Below are 22,109 nucleotides of genomic sequence, written 5' to 3' on the forward strand. Positions count from 1 at the left end.
CCGTGACCTCGTTCGGATCGCGGCTGCGCCGGGCGCTCGACGCGTACGGCCCGCTGTGCGTGGGCATCGACCCGCACGAGGCGCTGCTGGACGTCTGGGGCCTGCCCCAGACGGCCGAGGGCGTGCGCGCGTTCGGGCTCGCCACGGTCGAGGCCGCCGCGGGGCGCGTCGGGATGGTCAAACCGCAGGTCTCGTTCTTCGAGCGCTTCGGATCCCGCGGCTTCGCCGCGCTCGAAGACGTCATGTCGGCGGCGCGTGCGGCGGGGCTCCTGGTCGTCGCCGACGCGAAGCGCGGCGACATCGGCACGACCATGGCCGGCTACGCGCAGGCCTGGCTCGAGCCGGGCGCGCCGCTCGAAGCCGATGCGCTCACGATCAGCCCCTACCTCGGCGGCGGGTCGCTCGCAGAGGCGATCACGCGCGCGCTGCCCGTGGGCAAGGGCGTGTTCGTGCTCGCCGCGACGAGCAACCCCGAGGGCGCGCCGGTGCAGCAGGCGCTGGTCCCCGCGGCCCTCGCGACGACCCAGGGGGAGACCACCGCGCTGCGCATCACCCGGGACGTGACGGCCTACGACGCGCCGGAGAGCGAGCTCGGATCCGTCGGCCTCGTGATCGGGGCGACCATCGACCGGGCCGGTTTCGCCCTGGACGACGACACGCTGCGCACGGTGCCGCTGCTCGCGCCCGGATTCGGCGCGCAGGGCGCGACACCCGCGGATCTGCGTGCGAGATTCGGTACGCTGGCAGGTAACGTCCTGGCTTCCGAAAGCCGGAGCATCCTGTCCGCTGGTCCGGACCGGATCGCAGCGACGATCGAAGAGCGCGCCGCGCGCTACCAGGAGGTCATGGGTGGTTGAACCGGCAGGGCGTGCAGTCCCCGAGGTCGATCGTGTCGCCGCTGCGCGCCGAGCGGTCGAGCGCCGCCGCGCGCGGGCGTCGCTGAAGCGCGATCTGACCATGCGGGTGATCGCTCCGCAGGACGTACTGGCCGCGGCCGCGGCGGACCCGCTCTCGACGGCGGGAACGCTGCGCGTGCCGGACTTCCTCACCGCTCTGCCGGCGATCGGCGCCGGCAAGCGCGATCGCATCCTCGCCGACCTGCAGATCTCGCCGGTCAAGCGACTCGGAGGCCTCGGATCCCGCCAGCAGCTCGCGCTGCGCCACTGGGTCGATGCCCGGTTCCCCCAGCCCGTGCCCCGCGAGGGCCGCAGCCGCCTGCTCGTGCTGGCGGGGCCGACCGCGGTCGGCAAGGGCACGGTCGCGGCGCACATCCGCGAGAACCACCCCGAGATCCACCTGTCCGTGTCCGCGACCACGCGCGCTCCTCGTCCGGGGGAACAGGACGGTGTGCACTACTTCTTCGTCGACGACGCCGAGTTCGACCGCATGATCGCGACGGACGAGCTGCTCGAGCACGCGACCGTGCACAACCGGTTCCGCTACGGCACTCCGCGCAGGCCGATCGACGCGGCGCTGGCCGAGGGCAAGACGGTGCTGCTGGAGATCGACCTGCAGGGCGCACGGCAGGTGCGCGCTGCGGATCCCTCCGCGAACCTCGTGTTCCTGCTGCCCCCGTCCTGGGACGAACTTGTGCAGCGGCTGGTCGGCCGGGGCACGGAGGACGCGGAGGAACGCACCAGACGTCTGCGCACCGCGAAGGTCGAATTGGCCTCTCAGTCCGAGTTCGATCACCGTGTCGTGAACGAGGACGTCGCCACGGCCGCCCGAGAGGTCGTAGAATTGTCCTCGGCGTCTGCGCGCTGACCGCTCTCTCCCGGTCCCTGAGCTTGTCGAAGGGTCCTGAGCCGGTCCGAGGGCCGGTGCGCACGCCCGAATTCTTCGCGACGCGCGTCGCCGAACATCCCACCAACAGGAGGTCCACCATGGCCGGACACAACAACGGCATCATCGACCCGCCCATCGACAACCTGCTCGACCGCGTCGAGTCCAAGTACGAGCTCGTCATCTACGCGTCCAAGCGCGCGCGTCAGATCAACGACTACTACTCCGACCTGCACGAGGGCAACCTGTTCGACAACGTGGGTCCGCTGGTCGACTCCTCCGTCGAGGACAAGCCGCTGACCATCGCGCTGCACGAGATCAACGAGGACAAGCTCCGCATCCGCCACGCGGAGTGAGCTGACCCTCCGGAGCCGCCGTCATCCCTTCCGTGGATGTCGGCGGCTCCGTTCATACTGGGCTCGGGCGCACCGCCCGGCTGCCTGGGGTGCATCCCGCCCCACCCGACCTTCCTCCACACCAAGGAGCACCGATGAGCGCGCTGCGTCTGTTCACCTCCGAGTCCGTCACCGAGGGGCACCCGGACAAGATCTGCGACCAGATCTCCGACTCGATCCTGGACGGCCTGCTCACGGTGGACACCGGGGCGCGCGTCGCCGTGGAGACGCTCGTGACGACCGGCCTCGTGCACGTGGCGGGGGAGATCCGCACCTCCGGCTACGTCGACATCCCGACCATTGTGCGGGATGTCGTCAACGGGATCGGCTACACGTCCAGCGAAACCGGGTTCGACGGCTCCTCATGCGGCGTGAGCGTGTCGGTGGGGGAGCAGTCGGCCGACATTGCGAGCGGCGTGGACCAGGCGCGCGAGCACCGCGAAGGCGGCTCGTCGGATCCCAGGGACCTCCTGGGCGCCGGCGACCAGGGCATCATGTTCGGCTTCGCGACGACCGAGACGCCGCAGCTCATGCCGATGGCGGCGTGGACCGCGCATCGCCTGGCGGAGCGGTTGACCGAGGTGCGCCGCGACGGCACGCTGCCGTTCCTGCGCCCCGACGGCAAGACCCAGGTGACGCTCGGCTACGACGGCTTCACTCCGAAGACGGTCGACGCGGTGGTGCTGTCCACCCAGCACAACCCGGAGATCTCGCAGGAGGAGCTCAAGGCGCTCGTCCGCGAGCACGTGATCGATCCCGTGCTCGCCACGACGGGCCTCGACCTCGACGGCGTCACGCACTACATCAACCCGGCCGGCCCCTTCGTCACCGGTGGCCCGAAGGGCGATGCGGGCCTCACCGGCCGCAAGATCATCATCGACACCTACGGCGGGGCGGCACGACACGGCGGCGGTGCCTTCAGCGGCAAGGACCCGTCCAAGGTCGACCGCTCCGGCGCCTACGCCATGCGCTGGGTCGCCAAGAACGCGGTCGCGGCGGGTCTCGCCGATCGGCTCGAGGTGCAGGTCGCGTACGCGATCGGCGTCGCGCAGCCCGTGGGACTGTACGTGGAGACGTTCGGCACCGGCAAGGTCGACGACGAGACGATCACCCGTGCGATCCGCTCGGTCTTCGACCTGCGCCCGCAGGCGATCATCGAGGAGCTCGATCTGCTGCGCCCGATCTACGCCGCCACGGCGGCCTACGGGCACTTCGGCCGCGAGCTGCCGACGTTCACCTGGGAGCAGACGACGCGCGCCGACGACCTGCGCCGCGCCGCCGGCCTCTGATCGACCCCGCTCACCCGCAAGCTCCGCTCGTGCCACGGCCGATCGCCCGCGTGCTGCTGGACTCGCCGGTCCCGCAGCTGGATCGGCTGTTCGACTACGCCATCCCGGCTGAGCTGATCGATGACGCGATGCCGGGGGTGCGGGTGCGGGTGCCGCTCCGCTCGGCCGGACGACTCATCGACGCGTACCTGGTCGAGCTCGACACCGAGGACGACGACACCAGGACTCTCGCCGAGGTGGACGCCGTGGTGTCGCGCGCACAGGTGCTGCCGGAGCAGCTCTCCACGCTCGCCCGCCGCGTGGCCGATCGCGCCGCCGGCAGCGCCTCGGACGTGCTCCGGTTGATCGTGCCCAAGCGCCAGGTGCGCGTGGAGAAGGCATGGCTCGCGGCCCGGGCCGTCGATGATGCGACCCAGGAAGCGGACGACGCCCCGCGGGATCCGGACGCCGCCGCCGTCTCGCCGAGCACCGCGGTGCTCCCCGCCGTCTCCGACACGATCGCCCAGTACGAGGGGCTCGCCGAGGCGCTCGCGGATTCGGCGCGGGCCGCCGTGGAGGCGATTCCGCGGCTGGCCCCCGACGGATTGCCGGAGTGGACCCGGCTGCTGGCCGCCGCGGCCGCGCGCACCGTCGCAGACGGCGCCTCGGCGATCCTCGTCGTGCCGGACTACCGCGACCTCGATCTGCTCCTCGCCGCTCTCGACGCGCTCGCGCCCGACGCTCCCGTCGCACGGCTGGATTCCCGCCAGACCAATCCCGACCGGTATCGCGCGTATCTCCGCACCCTCGAGGAGGCGCCGTGCATCGTCGTCGGCAACCGCTCCGCCGCGTACGCCCCCGTACGGGCGGGGCTGGTGGCGCTCTGGGACGACGGTGACAGCCTGCTCGGCGAGCCGCTCGCGCCCGGCGTGCATGCGCGCGACGTCGCCCTGCTGCGACAGGAGCAGGAGGGATCGGCGCTGCTCTTCGCGGGTCACACCCGCACGACGGACGTCGAGCGCCTGGTCGAGAGCGGATGGATCCGTGCGATCACGGCGGCGCGACGGCGGCTGCCGCGGGTCGTGCTGGACACCACCGAGGATCTGGACCGCCGCGGTCAGCGTCTGCCGTCCCGCGCCTTCCTGACGGCGCGGGAGGCCGCGGCGACCGGCCCCGTGCTGCTGCAGGTCGCCCGGCCCGGCTTCTCGCCGACTCTGGTGTGCGCGTCATGTCGCGCTCCGGCGCGCTGCACGTCCTGCGGGGGACCGCTCGGCGCCGCGCACCGCGGGGCGACGCCCGTGTGCGCCTGGTGCGGACGCGGTGCGCGGCAATGGGCGTGCGGCTCCTGCGGCGGCGAGACCGTGCGACTGGCCGCGTCCGGCAGTGAACGGACGGCGGAGGAGCTGGGACGCGCGTTCCCCGGTATCAGGGTGATCGTCGCGGACGGCAATCACCCGGTCGAGCGGATCGACGCGAAGCCTGCGCTGGTCGTCGCGACGCGGGGTGCCGAGCCCTTGGCCGAGGGCGGCTATCGCGCGGTCGTGCTGCTCGACGGCTCCCGCATGCTGCAGGCGCCCGAACTGCGGATCGGCGAGTCCTGCCTGCGCTGGTGGTCGAACGCGGCGGCTCTGGCCGCACCCGGAGCGCCGATCCATCTCGTCGGCGTCGACGGCGCGGTCGCCCGCGCCCTCGCCACGTGGTCCCAGGCGTCCTACGCCCGTGCGGAGCTCGTCGAACGCGCGCCGCTGCGCATGCCTCCGTCCGTCAGGGTCGCGCAGCTCGAAGGCACGGGCGCGGGAGTCCGCCGCGCCCTCGATGACATCGCGGCACTCCAGCTTCCGCCGGACGCCGTGCTCGGACCCGTACCGATCGAGGGCGACGACGACGGGCGGGAACGCGCGCTCGTGCGCTTCCCCTATGCGGAGGGCGCGCGGGTGGCCGGCACGCTCCGGGCCGCCGTGGTGGCCGAGGCCATGGGGCGCCGTCGGGCCCGCGGCAAGACCCTACGGACTACGCTCTCGGTGAGGCTCGACGTCACCGAACCCGACCTCTGAACCACCCGAACCACCCGAACCGCGCCGTTCGTCTCGAACATCCCGCAGCACCTTCGAAGGACCCTCCATGCGTCTCGTCTTCGCCGGAACCCCGGCGGCCGCCGTGCCCACCCTCCGTCGCCTCGCCGGCGAGCACGAGATCGTCGCGGTCGTGACGCGTCCCGACGCCCCGCTCGGGCGCAAGCGGATCCTCACGCCTTCGCCGGTCGCCCAGGAGGCCGAGGCTCTCGGGATCCCGGTCATCAAGGCTGCGCGGTTGGATGAGGAGGCCACGGGACGGATCTCCGCGCTGCGCCCGGAGCTCGGCGTCATCGTCGCCTACGGCGGCCTCGTGCGCGAACCGCTTCTGAGCGCCCCCGAACACGGCTGGATCAACCTGCACTTCTCGCTGCTGCCCGCCTGGCGCGGAGCCGCCCCGGTGCAGCGGGCGCTCATCGCGGGCGATGCCGAGCTCGGCGCCACGGTGTTCCAGCTCGTGCCGGCGCTCGACGCGGGGGACGTGCACGCGATGCGCGTGTATCCGGTCGCGGAGGACGCCACCGCCGACGATGCGCTCGCCTCGCTCGCCGTCGACGGCGCCGAGCTCACGGCGGAGGCGGTCGCCGCGATCGCCGACGGCAGCGCCCGCCCGGTGCCGCAGCAGGGCGACGCCACCCACGCCGCGAAACTCGGCCTCGACGACGGGCGGCTGGACTGGACAGAGTCCGCGGATGCCGTGTTCGCCCGCTACCGCGGGGTCACGAGCGAGCCGGGCGCGCACACGACATGGGACGGAGCCCCGCTCAAGGTGCGCGAGCTCGCGCGGGCGGCGGATGCGGATCCGCTTCCGCCGGGTGGGCTCCGCGGGATCAAGGGCGGAGTGCTCGTCGGCACCGGCTCCGTGCCGCTGCTGCTCGTGCGCGTGCAGCCCGCGGGCAAGGCTGCGATGGCGGCCTCCGACTGGTTCCGCGGCCTGCGGGTCGCCGACGGCGCGACCGCGGAGCTCGATGCGGCGTCTTCCCCGAGCGAGGGGAACGAGGCACGATGAGCGGGCAGGGACGGCAGAACCGCGACGACCGTCGGGGTCCGCAGCGACGCGCGGACGGACAGGGCGGACCGCGTCGGGAGAGCACGGGCGGAACGTCGCATCGTGCACCGTCGCGGGGTGCGCGTCCCCGTGACGTGCAGCCTGCGCGCCGCGTCGCCTATGACGTGATCCGCGCTGTCAGCACCTCCGACGCCTACGCGAACCTGCTGCTGCCCGGCGCGATCAGGGAGGCGGGGCTCTCCAGTGCGGATGCGGCCCTCGCGACCGAGCTCGCCTACGGGACGCTGCGCCGCCTCGGCACCTACGACGCGATCATCGCGCAGGCGGCCGGCCGGGACATCGCCGACATCGATCCGCCCGTGCTCGACGCCCTGCGCCTCGGGACGCACCAGATCCTCGCGACCCGTGTGGCGACCCACGCCGCGGTCAACGAGTCGGTGAACCTCGTCGCGCTGCATGCGGGCCGCGGGGCCTCCGGTTTCGCGAACGCGGTGCTCCGTTCCGTCGCCGCGCGTACGCAGGACGAGTGGCTCGATGCGGTCACGGCCGCGGCGCGCTCGGACGACGAGCGCCTCGGACTCCGTTTCGCCCACCCGGTGTGGATCATCCGCGCCCTGCGCCGCGCCCTCGCCGCCGAAGGGCGGGAGGAGGAGCTCGAGGCGCTCCTCGCCGCCGACAACGCCGCGCCCGAGGTCACGCTCGTCGCCCTGCCAGGGCTCGCGGAGCCGCAGGGGCCCCGGCGGCCGTATGCGGCGACGGCGTTCGGATCCGCAGGGGGAGACCCCGGAGCGGTCGTTGCCGCGAACAAGGGGCGCGTGCGCGTGCAGGACGAGGGCTCGCAGCTCGTCGCACTCGCCCTCGTCGGCGCACAGCCGGTCACGGCGGGGGAGCGCTGGCTGGACCTCTGCGCCGGTCCCGGCGGCAAGACCGCTCTGCTCGCCGCGGAGGCTCTGCGCAGCGGCGCGACACTCGATGCGAACGAGGTGGTGCCGGCCAGGGCGGGACTGGTCCGCAAGGCCGTCGCCTCCGTGCCGCTGCATGTGGACGTGGCCGAGGAGGACGGTCGCGTCCTCGCCGTCGACCGCCCCGGTGTCTACGACCGGATCCTGCTCGACGCGCCCTGCACCGGGCTCGGAGCGCTCCGGCGCCGGCCGGAGGCACGCTGGCGGAAGACGGCGGCGGATGTCCCGGAACTCGCCGCTCTTCAGGAGGGGCTGCTGGCCGCTGCGCTCGGAGCGCTCAAGCCCGGAGGCATCCTCGCCTACGTCACGTGCTCGCCGCACCTCGCCGAGACCGCGGCGGTGGTGCAGTCCGTGCTCCGCGACAGGGACGACGTGCAGGAGCTCGACGCCCGCGAGGCGGTCCGCGCCGTGTCGGAACAGCCGATCGACCTGCCGGAGCCGTCGAGCGGATCCGGTCACGCCCAGCTCTGGCCGCACCGCCACGGCACGGACGCGATGTTCCTCTCGCTGCTCCGGAAACAGCCGTAAGGGTCGGGCGCTACTCCGCCCCCACTTCCGAGTCGTCCCCCTCAGCGGACCCTATGGCGTGCGCTGATGGGGACGACCCGGAAGTAGTGACGGGCGGGCCGGGGTGCCGATGCCGGGATAATGGGCGCATGCCCGCATCCCGCGCCGAATTGCCCGCAGCCCCTCGGATCAACCCGTCGATCCTCGCCGCCGACTTCGTGAACATGCAGGCGGATCTCGCCCGCATCGCGACAGCCGACTTCGCGCATGTCGACGTGATGGACAACCACTTCGTGCCCAACCTCACGTTCGGACCGCAGATGGTCGAGCGCATCCAGGCGACGAGCCCGATCCCGCTCGACGTGCACCTTATGATCACGGATCCGGACCGCTGGGCGCCGGGATACGCCGAACTGGGCGCCGCGAGCGTCACCTTCCACCTCGAGGCGGCAACCGATCCCGTCGCTCTTGCGCGGAGGCTCCGCAGCATGGGCGCCAGGGCCGGTATCGCGATCAAGCCCGGCACGGCGGCGGAGCCGCTCTACGACATCCTCGGCGAGTTCGATCAGATCCTCGTGATGACGGTCGAGCCCGGGTTCGGCGGGCAGGGCTTCATGCCCGAGACGATGCCGAAGCTGCGCGCCCTCGCGGACGAGGCGAAGCGTCGCGGATCCGACGTATGGCTGCAGGTCGACGGCGGGATCTCCGACGCGACGATCGCTCAGGCCGCCGCCGCGGGCGCCGACACGTTCGTCGCCGGATCCGCCGTCTACGGCTCACAGGACATCGAAGCAGCCGTCACGCGGCTCCGGGGCCTCGCGCGAGCCGGTAGCCTGGGAGGGTGAAGACCTTCGACGAATTGTTCGCCGAGCTGAGCCGCAAGGCGGCCGAGCGCCCGGAGGGATCCGGGACGGTGCGCGAGCTCGACGCGGGAGTGCACACGATCGGCAAGAAGATCGTGGAGGAGGCGGCCGAGGTGTGGATGGCCGCCGAGTACGAGAGCGACGAGGCCGCGGCCGAGGAGATCTCCCAGCTGCTGTACCACCTGCAGGTGCTGATGCTGGCCAAGGGACTGACCCTGGAGAACGTCTACCGACATCTGTGAAGCGCCCCGACCAGGACCGCTTCGAACGAAAGACCTTCCCATGCTGCGCATTGCCGTCCCGAACAAGGGATCGCTGTCCGAGACCGCCGCCGAGATGCTCGCCGAAGCCGGCTACGCCGGCCGTCGCGACACCAAGACCCTGCACGTGATCGACGCCGACAACGACGTCGAGTTCTTCTTCCTCCGTCCCCGTGACATCGCCACATACGTCGCCTCCGGCGCGCTGGACGTCGGCATCACGGGCCGCGACCTGCTGCGCGACGTGCGCCGCCCCGATGCGCGAGAGGTCGAGCAGCTCGGCTTCGCACGCTCGACGTTCCGCTTCGCGGCGCCTCCGGGCCGATTCAAGACCCTGGAGGACCTCAACGGGGTGCGGGTCGCGTCCGCCTACCCCGGTCTGGTCGACGACTACCTGCGCGAGCACGGTGTCGAGGCGGAACTCGTCCCCCTGGACGGCGCGGTCGAGTCCGCGGTGCGCCTGGGCGTCGCGGATGCGATCGCCGATGTCGTGGAGACCGGCACCACCCTCCGTCAGGCGGGTCTGGAGATCTTCGGGCCCGTGATCATTGAGTCCGAGGCCGTGCTGATCAGCCGCCCCGGCGACGCCGACGGCACCGAGAAGCTGCTGCGGCGCCTGCGTGGCGTCATGGTCGCCCACCGCTTCGTGCTCCTGGACTACGACCTGCCCGCCGACCTCGTCGAGCAGGCGGCCGCGATCGCTCCGGGGCGCGAGTCCCCGACCGTGTCCCCGCTGCGGGATCCGGCCTGGGTCGCCGTGCGGGTGATGATCCCGCGCCGCGGCATGAACCAGGTCATGGATCAGCTCTACGCGCTCGGCGCGCGGGCGATCCTCGTCACCGCGATCCACGCCGCGAGGCTCTGATGTCGCTCACCGCGCGCGTCATCCCGTGTCTCGACGTGGCCGCCGGTCGCGTCGTCAAGGGCGTCAACTTCGAGAACCTGCGCGACATGGGCGACCCGGTCGAGCTCGCGCGGCACTACGCCGCGCAGGGTGCCGACGAGATCACGTTCCTGGACGTGACCGCGACCGTGGACGAGCGCGCCACGACCTACGACGTCGTGCGCCGCACCGCCGAGGAGGTCTTCGTGCCGCTCACGGTCGGCGGAGGGGTGCGCTCGGTCGATGACGTCGCCCGGCTGCAGGGCGTCGGCGCCGACAAGGTCGGTGTGAACTCCGCGGCGATCGCCCGGCCAGAACTCATCGGCGAGATCGCCGACCGCTTCGGCGCCCAGGTGCTCGTGCTCTCGCTCGACATCAAGCGCAGCGCCCGCACGGCATCCGGTTTCGCGGTGACCACCCACGGCGGTCGCACCGAGACCGACCTCGACGCCCTGGACTGGGCCCGCGAGGCGATCGAGCGCGGTGCCGGCGAGCTGCTGGTCAACTCGATCGACGCGGACGGCACCAAGGACGGCTTCGATCTGGAGCTCGTGCGACTCATGCGCGAGGTCTCCAGCGTTCCGGTGATCGCATCGGGCGGCGCGGGGAAGGCGGAGGACTTCGCCCCTGCCATCGCCGCGGGCGCCGATGCCGTGCTGGCCGCGAGCGTCTTCCACTCCGGCCAACTGACGGTCGGCGACGTCAAGGCGGCCCTGAGCGCCGCGGGCGTGACGGTGCGACGCAGTGCGCTGAGCGAACGGAACGAGACGACGTGACCGACGACCGCATCGAGGCCGAACTGGGCCTCGTCACCTGGAACGACCAGGGACTGGTCCCCGTCGTCGTGCAGCAGTGGGACACCCTCGAGGTGCTCATGATGGCGTGGGCCGACGAGGAGGCGCTGCGCCGCACACTGACGACGGGTCGCGCCACCTACTGGTCCCGCTCTCGCCAGCAGTACTGGCGCAAGGGGGACACCTCCGGCCACGTCCAGAACGTGCGCGGCGCCCGCCTCGACTGCGACGGCGACACCGTGCTCCTGCTCGTCGACCAGATCGGTGTGGCCTGCCACACCGGCACGCGCACCTGCTTCGACGGAACGGATCTCGATCCCGTCGTCACCGTGGCACAGGACGGTTCCACCGCAGACAGCGCAGAGCAGGCGACGGAGTGATGCTCACGCGCCGCGCGAAGTCCACGAGCCTTCTGCTGATCCTGCTCGCGGGCGGGATCGGCATCCTCTCCTCGACGCAGACCTGGCTCACGGTCGGGCGCGCCGACGGGGGAGAGGCGCTCGAGGTCGCCGGCAATGCGGCGCTGCCCGTGCTCGCGCCGCTCAGCCTCACCGCGCTGGCTCTCTGCGCGGCCATCGCGCTGGTCGGTCCTGTGATGCGGCGCGTGTTCGCTGCGATCGCGGTCGCCGTCGGCGTCCTCATGTTCGTGCTGACGGCGCGCATCCTTCTGCAGCATCCCCTCGACGCGGTGAGCCCGGCCTTGACCAAGGCCACAGGGCTCGCCGGGGACACCGCACTGTCGGCCATCATCGACGGCATCGCTGTGACGGCCTGGCCCTGGGCGGCGCTCGTCGGCTGGATCCTGCTCGTGCTCGGCGGAGGACTCGCGCTGATCACCGCCGGCCGATGGCGCAGCGGCGGGCGGCGCTACCGCACATCGCCCGTGCCGCACGACGGACCGGTCGACGCCGTGGAGAGCTGGGACGACCTCAGCCGCGGTACGGATCCCACACGCTGACGCCCGCCGCGAAGGCACCCGGTGCCGTCCGGCGTCCTCGCCGGCAGGCGCGATCCCGATAGACTTGAACCCACCACCCGACGCTCGGAGGAGAACATGAGCAACCCCATCGCAGATCCCGGCCACGGACACTCGCCTGCGGCTTGGACCGCCGTGGTGATCATGCTGCTCGGCTTCACGGTCGGCACGACCGCGTTCTTCCTCGAGGTCCCGGTCGTGGTGTGGGTGGGCGTCGCGCTGATCGTCGTCGGCGCGATCTCCGGCTGGGTGCTCTCCAAGGCCGGTTACGGCGCGAAGGGCCCGAAGTACCAGCCGAAGGCGCACTAATGGTGCTCGCCGACCTCACGGCCGGCGCAGTCGAGGACGCGGCCCGTCGCGAGCGGGAGCGTCCGCTCGCGATCGTGGAGCGCGCCGCCCTGGATCGCGCCCCCGCACTCGATGCCCGCGCCGCGCTGACGCCCGCCGACCGAGTGAAGATCATCGCCGAGGTGAAGCGGGCGAGCCCGTCGCGCGGAGCCCTGGCCGAGATCCCGGATCCGGCGCTGCAGGCGTCCCTGTACCAGCAGGGCGGAGCATCTGCGATCAGCGTCCTCACGGAGGAGCGCCGGTTCGGCGGCAGCCTGGCCGACCTCGAAGCCGTCACCGCCGCCGTGCAGGTGCCCGTGCTCCGCAAGGACTTCATCGCCACGCCCTATCAGGTGTTCGAGGCGCGCGCCGCAGGCGCGTCCCTCGCGCTGCTGATCGTGGCGGGTCTGGACCGCGCGAACCTGGAGCGGCTGTACGCCCTCATCCTCGAGTTGGGCATGACTCCGCTCGTCGAGACGCACTCGGCCGAGGAGCTCGAGGTCGCGATCGACCTCGGCGCGCACCTCATCGGCGTGAACGCCCGTGACCTGAAGACGCTCGAGCTGGACCGGAACCTGTTCGGCCGGCTGGCGGAGCGGATCCCCTCGACCTCCGTGAAGATCGCGGAGTCCGCGGTGCTCACGCCCGCCGACGTCGCGCACTACCGCGCGGCCGGCGCCGACGCCGTGCTCATCGGCGAGGCCCTCGTCACCGGCGATCCCGTCGCCACCCTGCATTCTTTCCTGGAGGCCGGATCATGCGACGCACTGAGCGACCGGAGGGAGACGAAGTGAGTCTTCGCGATCAGCCGGGGCCGTTCTTCGGCGAGTTCGGCGGACGTTTCATGCCAGAGTCGCTCATCGCGGCGATCGACGAGCTGACCGAGGCGTACCACGAGGCGATCGCCGACCCGGCGTTCCAGTCCGAGCTCGCGACCCTGCTGCACTCCTACGCCGGGCGTCCCTCGCCCATCACCGAGGTGCCGCGGTTCGCCGCGCACGCCGGCGGCGCGAGGATCTTCCTCAAGCGCGAGGACCTCAACCACACCGGCTCGCACAAGATCAACAACGTGCTCGGCCAGGCCCTGCTGACCAAGCGGCTGGGCAAGACGCGCGTGATCGCCGAGACCGGGGCAGGTCAGCACGGCGTCGCCACGGCGACTGCGGCTGCGCTGTTCGGCCTGGAATGCACGATCTACATGGGCGAGGTCGACACCGAGCGTCAGGCGCTCAACGTCGCCCGCATGCGCCTTCTCGGCGCGGAGGTCGTTCCCGTCACCACGGGCTCGCGCACCCTCAAGGACGCGATCAACGACGCCTACCGCGACTGGGTCGCGTCCGTCGAGACGACCAACTACATCTTCGGCACCGCGGCGGGCCCGCATCCGTTCCCCGCCATGGTGCGCGACTTCCAGAAGATCATCAGCGAGGAGGCGCGCCAGCAACTCCTCGACGAGGCCGGACGCCTGCCGGACGCGGTGCTCGCGTGCGTCGGCGGCGGATCCAACGCGATCGGCATGTTCGACGCGTTCCTCGACGACGAGGGCGTGCGCCTCTACGGCGTGGAGGCCGCCGGCGACGGCGTCGACACGCCCAAGCACGCCGCGTCCATCGAGCGCGGTCGGCCCGGCGTGCTGCACGGCGCCCGCACCTACGTGCTGCAGGACGAGGACGGGCAGACGATCGAGTCGCACTCGATCTCGGCCGGACTCGACTACCCCGGCGTGGGACCGGAGCACTCCTGGCTCGCCGCGATCGGCCGCGCCGAGTACATCCCCGCGACCGACGACGAGGCCATGCAGGCCCTGCGCCTGCTCAGCCGCACCGAGGGCATCATCCCCGCGATCGAGTCCGCGCACGCCCTCGCCGGCGCCATCAGGATCGGCAAGGAGCTCGGTCCCGACGCGATCCTCGCGGTCTGCCTCTCCGGACGCGGTGACAAGGACATGGACACCGCCGCGCGCTACTTCCACCTCTACGACGAGGGCGCAGCAGAGAACGGAGCCGACGCATGAGTCGCGTCGAAGAAGCCATCCAGCGCGCGCACGACGCGGGACGCGGCGCCTTCATCGGCTACCTGCCGGTCGGCTACCCGGATCTGCAGACGAGCATCGACGCGGCGATCGCGCTCGCGCGCAACGGCGTCGACATCATCGAACTGGGCCCGCCGTACAGCGATCCCGTCATGGACGGCGCGATCATCCAGGAGGCGACGCAGGCCGCGCTCGCGAACGGCTTCCGGATGCGCGACCTGTTCACCGCGGTCAAGGCCATCACGGACGCGGTCGATGCTCCCGTGGTCGTCATGACGTACTGGAACCCCGTGCTGCAGTACGGCGTCGACCGCTATGCCGACGACCTGCTCGCCGCAGGCGGCGCGGGGCTCATCACCCCGGACATCACGCCGGAGGCGGCCCCGGAGTGGATCGCCGCGAGTGAGCGCACCGGACTCGACCGCGTCTTCCTCGCCGCGCCCACGTCGACCGACGCCCGGCTCGACCTGGTCGCGTCGAGCTCGACCGGCTTCGTCTACACGGTCTCGACCATGGGCATCACCGGAGAGCGCGCCGAGCTGGACAAGGCGGCCCGCACGCTCGTCGGGCGGCTCCGTGAGCACGGCGCAGGGCGCGCCTGCGTCGGCATCGGCATCTCCACGGCCGACCAGATCGCAGGCGTGCTGGAGTACGCCGACGGTGCGATCGTCGGCACGGCTCTCGTGCGCGCGCTCAGGGACGGGGGAGTGGAGCGGCTCGCCGAGGTGACCCGCGAACTCGCCACGGGCACCGCACGCGCACGGTGACGGCGCCCTGACGACGTAGACTCGTGATCATGCCCTTCGCGCTCCAGAACGCCCTCATCGGCGTGCACGCCAGCATCCCGAGCCCGCCGGTCAGCTTCTTCACGCTGAACATCTTCGGGTGGACGCTGCAGATCCACTTCTACGCGCTGTGCATCATCGCCGGCATCATCGCGGCCACGCTGCTGACCAACCACCGCCTCAGCAAACGCGGTGCGGAGCGCTGGGTCGTCGTGGACATCTGCATCATCGCCGTGCCGCTGGCGATCATCGGAGCGCGCATCTTCCACGTGCTGACGCACCCCGGCTTCTACTTCGGACCGGACAAGAACACCTGGAACCCCTTCGAGCCCGGTTCGGTCTGGGCGATCTGGGAGGGCGGCATCGCCATCTTCGGCGCCCTCATCGGCGGCGCGATCGGCGCCTGGCTCGGCTGCAAGTGGACCGGAGTGCGCTTCTCGGCGTTCGCAGACGCCCTGGCCCCCGGCCTCATCCTGGCGCAGGCGTTCGGCCGCTTCGGCAACTGGTTCAACCACGAGCTTTTCGGGCTGCCCACCGACCTGCCCTGGGGCCTCGAGATCGAGTCCACCAACCCCGCCTTCCCTGCCGGCCTCGCCCCCGGGACGCTGTTCCATCCGACGTTCCTGTACGAAGTCATCTGGAACACCCTGGGCTGCCTGTTCCTGCTCTGGCTCGGCCACAAGCTGCGCCTGCAGTGGGGCAAGCTGTTCGCCGTCTACCTGATCTGGTACGGCGCGGGACGCATGGTCTGGGAGTCGATCCGCATCGATCCCAGCGAGATCTACTTCGGGCTGCGCACGAACGTCTGGGCGGCGCTGTTCGGCGTCGTGCTCGGCATCGTGATCCTCTTCGTCCAGGCCCGCCGTCACCCCGGGTACGAGCCCTCGCCGTACCAGCCGGGTCGGGAGCCGAGCAACGCTGGGGTAGACTCGCAAAACCCCGATGATTTCGTCGATCTGAGCGAGCCTCAGTCCGACGAGAATCGCGCGGAGGCGGACGCCACGAGCGCCGTCTCCCGCCCCTGAGAACGGCACCGACAGGAGCCTCGCTGCGGTGGACGCACGTCCACCGGGAATCACGCACTGAACGAGCGGGCCGACGATGTCCCCGGGTTCATCAGAAATCTGAGGACGGTGACTGGTGTACTTCCAGCCTCCCTACGGCGCCTCGGGCGCCTACCCCCCGAAGCAGGGGATGTACAACCCCGCGTTCGAGAAGGACGCCTGCGGCCTGGCCATGGTCGCGACGCTCCGCGGGGAACCAGGCCATGACATCATCGCGCTCGCCCTGGAGGCGCTGCGCAACCTGGAGCACCGCGGCGCGATCGGATCGGATGCGGGAACCGGCGACGGCGCCGGGATCCTGACCCAGATGCCGGACGCGTTCCTGCGGGCCGTCACCTCCTTCGAGCTTCCCCCGGTCGGCGAGTACGCCGCGGGACTCGCTTTTCTCCCGCTCGACTCGCGCAGCCGCCGCGAGCAGAAGGCAGGGATCGAGAAGATCGCCCGCGCGGAAGGGCTCACCGTCCTCGGCTGGCGCGAAGTCCCGACCGCGAACCAGCATCTCGGCAAGCTGGCCGATGAGGCACGTCCCGCGTTCGAGCAGCTGTTCGTCTCGCGTCCCGCTTCCAGCGGCGCCGAGGGCCTCTCCGGCATCGCGCTGGACCGCGTCGCGTACCGGCTGCGCAAGCGCGCGGGCCATGAGCTCGGCGCCTACTTCGTCTCGCTCTCCGCGCGCACCCTCGGCTACAAGGGCATGGTCACGACCCTGCAGCTGGAGCCGTTCTACCCCGACCTCCAGGACGAGCGCTTCGCCTCTGAGCTCGCGGTGGTGCACTCCCGGTACTCGACCAACACGTTCCCCTCGTGGCCGCTCGCGCAGCCGCTGCGCATGCTGGCTCACAACGGCGAGATCAACACGGTCGGCGGCAACCGCAACTGGATGCGGGCGCGCCAGTCCCAGCTCGAGTCCGAACTGCTCGGGGACATCCGCCCGCTGCTGCCGATCTGCACCGACGGGGCGAGCGACTCGGCCTCGTTCGACGAGGTGCTCGAGCTGCTCACCCTCACCGGGCGGAGCCTGCCGCACGCCGTCATGATGATGGTGCCGGCGGCCTGGGAGCGCCAGACGGATCTGGATCCCGATCTGCGCTCGTTCTACGAGTACCACGCGAACCAGATGGAGCCATGGGACGGCCCCGCCGCCCTTATCTTCACCGACGGCACGGTCGTGGGCGCCACGCTCGACCGCAACGGCCTTCGTCCCGGCCGCTGGACCGAGACGACGGACGGCCTCGTCGTGATCGGCAGCGAGACCGGCGTCCTCGAGTTCGAGCCGGAGCGCATCAAGCGCCGAGGCCGTCTGCAGCCCGGCACGATGTTCGTCGTCGACACCGCGCAGCGCCGGATCGTCGAGGACGAGGAGGTCAAGCGCGACCTCGCGACCCTGCACCCGTGGCAGGAGTGGCTCGACGAGGGTCGCGTGCGCCTCGCCGACCTCCCGGAGCGCGAGCACATCGTGCACCCCGTCGCCTCGATCACCCGCCGGCAGCGCACCTTCGGCTACACCGAGGAGGAGGTGCGGATCCTGCTGACCCCGATGGGGCAGACGGGCGCCGAGCCTCTCGGTGCGATGGGCAGCGACACCCCGATCGCCGTGCTCTCGGAGCGGCCGCGCTTGCTCTTCGACTACTTCGTGCAGCAGTTCGCGCAGGTCACCAACCCGCCGCTCGACGCGATCCGCGAAGAGGTCGTGACCAACCTCTCTCTCGGCCTCGGCCCCGAGCGCAACCTGCTGGACTGGGGACCCGACCACGCGCGGACGATCGTGCTGGACTTCCCGGTCATCGACAACGACGAGCTCGCGAAGCTCCGTCACATCGACCGGGCGCGCCCCGAGCGCTCCAGCGCCACGATCAAGGGGCTCTACCACTTCGACGTGGGTCCGCACGCGCTCGCGCAGCGTCTCGACGAGATGTGCGCCGAGGTCGACGCGGCGATCGAGGACGGCGCGGAGCTGATCATCCTCAGCGATCGCGACTCGAACAAGGATCTCGTCCCGATCCCGTCGCTGCTCATGCTGTCCGCCGTGCATCACCACCTCATCCGCCGCGAGGACCGGATGAAGGTCGGTCTGATCGTCGAGGCGGGCGACGTCCGCGAGGTGCACCACGTCGCGACGCTCATCGGCTACGGCGCGTCCGCCGTGAACCCCTACCTCGCGATGGAGACGGTCGAGCACCTCGTGCGCACGGGCTACATCACCGGCATCACGCCGGAGAAGGCCGTTCGCAACCTCATCTACGCGCTCGGCAAGGGCGTGCTGAAGATCATGTCCAAGATGGGCATCTCCACGGTCGGCTCCTACGCCGGCGCGCAGGTGTTCGAGGCCGTCGGTCTCGGCCAGGATCTCGTCGACGCGTACTTCACCGGCACCGAGACCAAACTCGGCGGCATCGGCATCGAGGACGTGTTCACGGAGAACCAGGCGCGGCACGACTTCGCCTATCCCGAGGACGCGGCGGCGCGCGCGCACGAGCGCCTCTGGACAGGCGGCGAGTACCAGTGGCGCCGCGACGGATCCCCGCACCTGTTCAACCCGGAGACGGTGTTCCGGCTGCAGCACTCGACCCGCACCCGCAGGTACGACGTCTTCCGGGAGTACACCCAGCTCGTCGACGATCAGGCCAAGGAGCTGAAGACGCTGCGCGGCCTCTTCGAGCTGCGCACGGGGGAGCGCCCGCCGGTCCCGATCGACGAGGTCGAGTCGGTGTCGTCGATCGTGAAGCGGTTCTCGACGGGTGCGATGAGCTACGGCTCCATCTCGCAGGAGGCCCACGAGACGCTCGCGATCGCGATGAATCGTCTCGGCGCGAAGTCGAACACCGGTGAGGGCGGTGAGGACGCGGATCGCCTGGTCGACCCGGAGCGCCGCAGCGCGATCAAGCAGGTCGCGTCCGGGCGGTTCGGCGTCACCAGCCAGTACCTCACCGAGGCGGACGACATCCAGATCAAGCTCGCCCAGGGTGCCAAGCCCGGCGAGGGCGGTCAGCTGCCGCCGCAGAAGGTGTATCCGTGGATCGCGCGAACCAGGCACGCGACGCCCGGCGTGGGCCTGATCTCACCGCCGCCGCACCACGACATCTACTCGATCGAGGACCTCAAGCAGCTCATCTTCGACCTGAAGCGCGCCAACCCGAACGCCCGCATCCACACCAAGCTGGTCAGCCAGTCCGGGATCGGGGCGGTCGCCGCGGGTGTCGCCAAGGCGCTCAGCGACGTCGTGCTCGTCTCCGGGCATGACGGCGGTACGGGCGCGAGCCCGCTGAACTCGCTCAAGCACGCCGGCACCCCGTGGGAGCTCGGCCTCGCCGAGACGCAGCAGACGCTCATGCTCAACGGCATGCGCGACCGCGTCGTGGTGCAGGTCGACGGCCAGCTGAAGACCGGCCGCGACGTGATCATCGGCGCCCTGCTGGGCGCGGAGGAGTTCGGCTTCGCCACGGCGCCGCTCGTGGTGAGCGGCTGCATCATGATGCGCGTGTGCCACCTGGACACCTGTCCGGTCGGCGTCGCGACGCAGAACCCGGTGCTGCGCGAGCGGTTCACCGGCAAGCCCGAGTTCGTCGTGAACTTCATGGAGTTCATCGCGGAGGAGGTGCGCGAGCATCTCGCTGCGCTCGGCTTCCGCAGCCTCGAGGAAATCGTGGGACGCGCGGACCTGCTGCGCACGGACGCCGCGATCAAGCACTGGAAGGCGGATGGCCTCGACCTCGCCCCGGTGCTCGAGGGGCCGGCGTTCCCCGCGGACGAACCGCGTCGCAGCGCCCGCGCGCAGGACCACGAGCTGGAGAAGCACTTCGATGCGCCTCTGCTCGAGGCCGGCCGTGAGGCGATCGCCCAGGGCACGCCGATCTCCTTCGATCTGCCCATCCGCAACACCGAGCGGGCCGTCGGCACCATGCTCGGCCACGAGGTCACGGTGCAGCACGGCGGGGAGGGTCTGCCCGCGGGCACGATCGGCATCTCGCTGCACGGCACCGCTGGTCAGTCCCTCGGGGCCTTCCTCCCGCGGGGCATCTCGATCGCCCTGGAGGGCGACGCCAACGACTACGTCGGCAAGGGCCTCTCCGGGGGCGAGATCGCGATCCGGCCGCACCGCCACGCGACGTTCGAGCCGCACCGCAACGTGATCGCCGGGAACGTGATCGGCTACGGTGCGACGAGCGGCACGATCCACATCTCCGGCGTCGTCGGCGAGCGCTTCCTGGTCCGCAACTCCGGCGCGGTCGCGGTCGCCGAGGGCGTGGGCGACCACGCGCTGGAGTACATGACCGGCGGTGTCGCGGTGATCCTCGGCAGCACCGGCCGCAACCTCGGCGCCGGCATGTCCGGCGGCATCGCCTATGTGCACGACCTGCAGGTCGAGCGCGTCAATCCGCTGTCGCTGGGCTCGGGGGAGCTGGAGCTCCTCCCGCTCGACGAGGTGGACACCCAAGAGCTTCGCGAGCTGCTCGCACAGCACGTGGAGCGCACAGGATCCCCGCTCGCCGCGTCGATCCTGGCGGACGACGACTTCGCCGCCGCCTTCACGAAGATCCTGCCGCGGGACTACGCGGCGGTGCTGCGCACCCGCGCAGAGGCAGAGGCCGAGGGGATCGACCCCGACGGCTCCATCGTCTGGACCCGCATCCTGGAGGTGACCGGTGGCTGATCCCAAGGGCTTCTTGACCGTCACGGAGCGCGAGCTCCCCGCACGCCGGCCCGTCCCGGTCCGCATCATGGACTGGAAGGAGGTGTACGAGCCGGGCGATTCGGCCGTGCTCCGCCGCCAGGCCGGCCGCTGCATGGACTGCGGCGTGCCGTTCTGCCATCAGGGGTGCCCGCTCGGCAACCTGATTCCGGAGTGGAACGACCTCACCTGGCGCGGCGAGGGCCGCGCCGCGATCGACCGCCTGCACGCGACGAACAACTTCCCGGAGTTCACCGGCCGGCTGTGCCCCGCCCCGTGCGAGAGCGCATGCGTGCTCGGCATCAACCAGCCGGCCGTCACGATCAAGCAGATCGAGGTCTCGATCATCGACGAGGCGTTCGCGTCGGGCTGGGTCGAGGCGCAGCCGCCGGCTCGTCTCACCGGCAAGACCGTCGCCGTGGTCGGATCCGGTCCCGCCGGCCTCGCCGCCGCCCAGCAGCTCACGCGCGCCGGGCACACGGTGGCCGTGTTCGAGCGCGACGACCGCATCGGCGGGCTGCTGCGCTACGGCATCCCCGACTTCAAGATGGAGAAGTCGCACCTCGACGCGCGCCTGCGGCAGATGTCCGAGGAGGGCACCCGCTTCCGCGCGGGAGTGAGCATCGGCACCGACATCAGCTGGGCCGACCTGCGCACCCGGTACGACGCCGTGGTGATCGCGACCGGGGCGACCCTGCCGCGCGAGCTCGCGATCCCCGGACGCGACCTCGACGGCGTGCACTTCGCCATGGAGTACCTGGTCGAGTCGAACAAGGCGATCGCCGGGGATCCGGTGTCGAACCAGATCTCCGCCGAGGGCAAGCACGTGATCGTGATCGGCGGCGGCGACACCGGTGCCGACTGCATCGGCACCGCGCACCGCCAGGGCGCGCTCAGCGTGACGAACCTCGCGATCGGCCGCCAGCCGTCGGCGGGACGGCCGGAGCACCAGCCCTGGCCGATGATGCCGACCGTGTTCGAGGTCTCCTCTGCGCACGAGGAGGGCGGAGAGCGGCAGTATCTCGCCTCCACCGTCGAGTTCCTCGGCAACGAGGCCGGCGAGGTGCGCGCACTGCGCGTCGCTGAGACCGAGTTCGTGGACGGGCGACGCGTTCCCAAGAGCGGCAGCGAGCGGGAGATCCCCGCGGATCTGGTGCTCATCGCGATGGGCTTCACCGGACCGGAGTACGAGGCGTACGGCGAGGACGGACCGCAGCGCACCGACCGCGGTGCATTCCGCCGCGACGAGGACTACGCCTCGACCATCCCCGGTGTGTTCGTCGCCGGCGATGCCGGACGCGGTCAGTCCCTCATCGTGTGGGCCATCGCCGAGGGCCGCGCCGCGGCTGCGGCGGTCGACCGGCATCTCATGGGACAGACTGTGCTCCCCGCTCCGGTCCGCCCGTCGGATGTCGCGATCGGGGTCTAGCCCGCGTAGGCTGGGCCCGGCAGCGTGGCCCTTTA

20 protein-coding genes are annotated in these 22,109 nt (G+C 71.2%); all 20 read left to right on the forward strand.

What is annotated here, in order from left to right:
- Positions 1 to 2: 2 nt before the first annotated feature.
- The 20 genes from pyrF to RS86_RS15125 all read left to right on the forward strand — a co-directional run bounded on the left by pyrF (position 3) and on the right by RS86_RS15125 (position 22,074).
- Positions 3 to 857, forward strand: coding sequence for an orotidine-5'-phosphate decarboxylase (gene pyrF, locus RS86_RS15030; protein ID WP_045273298.1), 855 nt, complete (start codon positions 3 to 5; stop codon positions 855 to 857).
- A complete protein-coding gene (gmk, locus tag RS86_RS15035) occupies positions 850 to 1,764 on the forward strand; it encodes a guanylate kinase (protein ID WP_045273080.1) in 915 nt (304 codons plus the stop codon). The genes pyrF and gmk overlap by 8 nt, the downstream gene beginning before the upstream one ends.
- Positions 1,765 to 1,883: 119 nt before the next feature.
- Positions 1,884 to 2,138 (forward strand): DNA-directed RNA polymerase subunit omega, encoded by a 255-nt coding sequence (rpoZ, locus tag RS86_RS15040; RefSeq protein WP_045273081.1) that lies wholly within the window; start codon positions 1,884 to 1,886, stop codon positions 2,136 to 2,138.
- 134 nt (positions 2,139 to 2,272) lie between these two features.
- Positions 2,273 to 3,466, forward strand: a complete 1,194-nt coding sequence (gene metK / locus RS86_RS15045) for a methionine adenosyltransferase (RefSeq protein ID WP_045273082.1) — start codon at positions 2,273 to 2,275, stop codon at positions 3,464 to 3,466.
- Positions 3,467 to 3,495: 29 nt separating this feature from the next.
- Positions 3,496 to 5,499, forward strand: coding sequence for a hypothetical protein (locus RS86_RS15050; RefSeq protein WP_045273083.1), 2,004 nt, complete (start codon positions 3,496 to 3,498; stop codon positions 5,497 to 5,499).
- 67 nt (positions 5,500 to 5,566) lie between these two features.
- Entirely contained in the window at positions 5,567 to 6,526 is a 960-nt protein-coding gene (gene fmt, locus RS86_RS15055; protein WP_045273084.1) for a methionyl-tRNA formyltransferase, read from the forward strand.
- A complete protein-coding gene (locus RS86_RS15060) occupies positions 6,523 to 8,016 on the forward strand; it encodes an RsmB/NOP family class I SAM-dependent RNA methyltransferase (protein WP_082076813.1) in 1,494 nt (497 codons plus the stop codon). The genes fmt and RS86_RS15060 overlap by 4 nt, the downstream gene beginning before the upstream one ends.
- A 128-nt stretch (positions 8,017 to 8,144) precedes the next feature.
- Positions 8,145 to 8,840 carry a ribulose-phosphate 3-epimerase gene (rpe, locus tag RS86_RS15065; RefSeq protein WP_045273085.1) on the forward strand — a complete coding sequence of 232 codons (696 nt, stop codon included), beginning with the start codon at positions 8,145 to 8,147 and terminating at the stop codon, positions 8,838 to 8,840.
- A complete protein-coding gene (locus tag RS86_RS15070; protein WP_045252002.1) occupies positions 8,837 to 9,100 on the forward strand; it encodes a phosphoribosyl-ATP diphosphatase in 264 nt (87 codons plus the stop codon). The genes rpe and RS86_RS15070 overlap by 4 nt, the downstream gene beginning before the upstream one ends.
- 40 nt (positions 9,101 to 9,140) lie before the next feature.
- Positions 9,141 to 9,983, forward strand: a complete 843-nt coding sequence (gene hisG, locus RS86_RS15075) for an ATP phosphoribosyltransferase (protein WP_045273086.1) — start codon at positions 9,141 to 9,143, stop codon at positions 9,981 to 9,983.
- Entirely contained in the window at positions 9,983 to 10,777 is a 795-nt protein-coding gene (hisF, locus tag RS86_RS15080) for an imidazole glycerol phosphate synthase subunit HisF (RefSeq protein WP_045273087.1), read from the forward strand. Before hisG ends, hisF begins: the two co-directional genes overlap by 1 nt.
- Complete coding sequence (gene hisI, locus RS86_RS15085; RefSeq protein ID WP_045273088.1) at positions 10,774 to 11,175, forward strand: phosphoribosyl-AMP cyclohydrolase; 402 nt, start codon at positions 10,774 to 10,776, stop codon at positions 11,173 to 11,175. Before hisF ends, hisI begins: the two co-directional genes overlap by 4 nt.
- A complete protein-coding gene (locus RS86_RS15090) occupies positions 11,175 to 11,753 on the forward strand; it encodes a Trp biosynthesis-associated membrane protein (protein ID WP_045273089.1) in 579 nt (192 codons plus the stop codon). The genes hisI and RS86_RS15090 overlap by 1 nt, the downstream gene beginning before the upstream one ends.
- Positions 11,754 to 11,849: 96 nt before the next feature.
- On the forward strand, positions 11,850 to 12,080 hold the full coding sequence (locus RS86_RS15095; protein ID WP_045273090.1) for a DUF6704 family protein: 231 nt from the start codon (positions 11,850 to 11,852) through the stop codon (positions 12,078 to 12,080).
- Between the two features lie 2 nt (positions 12,081 to 12,082).
- A complete protein-coding gene (trpC, locus tag RS86_RS15100) occupies positions 12,083 to 12,892 on the forward strand; it encodes an indole-3-glycerol phosphate synthase TrpC (protein WP_045273300.1) in 810 nt (269 codons plus the stop codon).
- Positions 12,889 to 14,112, forward strand: coding sequence for a tryptophan synthase subunit beta (gene trpB / locus RS86_RS15105; RefSeq protein WP_045273091.1), 1,224 nt, complete (start codon positions 12,889 to 12,891; stop codon positions 14,110 to 14,112). Before trpC ends, trpB begins: the two co-directional genes overlap by 4 nt.
- Complete coding sequence (gene trpA / locus RS86_RS15110) at positions 14,109 to 14,897, forward strand: tryptophan synthase subunit alpha (RefSeq protein WP_045273092.1); 789 nt, start codon at positions 14,109 to 14,111, stop codon at positions 14,895 to 14,897. Before trpB ends, trpA begins: the two co-directional genes overlap by 4 nt.
- 29 nt (positions 14,898 to 14,926) lie before the next feature.
- A complete protein-coding gene (lgt, locus tag RS86_RS15115; protein WP_045273301.1) occupies positions 14,927 to 15,940 on the forward strand; it encodes a prolipoprotein diacylglyceryl transferase in 1,014 nt (337 codons plus the stop codon).
- 169 nt (positions 15,941 to 16,109) lie between these two features.
- Positions 16,110 to 20,627, forward strand: a complete 4,518-nt coding sequence (gene gltB, locus RS86_RS15120; protein WP_082076838.1) for a glutamate synthase large subunit — start codon at positions 16,110 to 16,112, stop codon at positions 20,625 to 20,627.
- Positions 20,620 to 22,074 carry a glutamate synthase subunit beta gene (locus RS86_RS15125; protein WP_045273094.1) on the forward strand — a complete coding sequence of 485 codons (1,455 nt, stop codon included), beginning with the start codon at positions 20,620 to 20,622 and terminating at the stop codon, positions 22,072 to 22,074. The genes gltB and RS86_RS15125 overlap by 8 nt, the downstream gene beginning before the upstream one ends.
- Positions 22,075 to 22,109 lie beyond the last annotated feature (35 nt).

The organism is Microbacterium azadirachtae (assembly GCF_000956505.1).
GTDB lineage: Bacteria > Actinomycetota > Actinomycetes > Actinomycetales > Microbacteriaceae > Microbacterium > Microbacterium azadirachtae_A.

Coding starts and splice junctions, on each gene's coding strand:
- hisG (WP_045273086.1), top strand. CDS start 9,141: ATGCTGCGCATTGCCGTCCCGAACAAGGGATCGCTGTCCGAGACCGCC.
- trpA (WP_045273092.1), top strand. CDS start 14,109: ATGAGTCGCGTCGAAGAAGCCATCCAGCGCGCGCACGACGCGGGACGC.
- metK (WP_045273082.1), top strand. CDS start 2,273: ATGAGCGCGCTGCGTCTGTTCACCTCCGAGTCCGTCACCGAGGGGCAC.
- RS86_RS15060 (WP_082076813.1), top strand. CDS start 6,523: ATGAGCGGGCAGGGACGGCAGAACCGCGACGACCGTCGGGGTCCGCAG.
- lgt (WP_045273301.1), top strand. CDS start 14,927: ATGCCCTTCGCGCTCCAGAACGCCCTCATCGGCGTGCACGCCAGCATC.
- rpoZ (WP_045273081.1), top strand. CDS start 1,884: ATGGCCGGACACAACAACGGCATCATCGACCCGCCCATCGACAACCTG.
- rpe (WP_045273085.1), top strand. CDS start 8,145: ATGCCCGCATCCCGCGCCGAATTGCCCGCAGCCCCTCGGATCAACCCG.
- gltB (WP_082076838.1), top strand. CDS start 16,110: ATGTACAACCCCGCGTTCGAGAAGGACGCCTGCGGCCTGGCCATGGTC.
- hisF (WP_045273087.1), top strand. CDS start 9,983: ATGTCGCTCACCGCGCGCGTCATCCCGTGTCTCGACGTGGCCGCCGGT.
- RS86_RS15095 (WP_045273090.1), top strand. CDS start 11,850: ATGAGCAACCCCATCGCAGATCCCGGCCACGGACACTCGCCTGCGGCT.
- fmt (WP_045273084.1), top strand. CDS start 5,567: ATGCGTCTCGTCTTCGCCGGAACCCCGGCGGCCGCCGTGCCCACCCTC.
- RS86_RS15090 (WP_045273089.1), top strand. CDS start 11,175: ATGCTCACGCGCCGCGCGAAGTCCACGAGCCTTCTGCTGATCCTGCTC.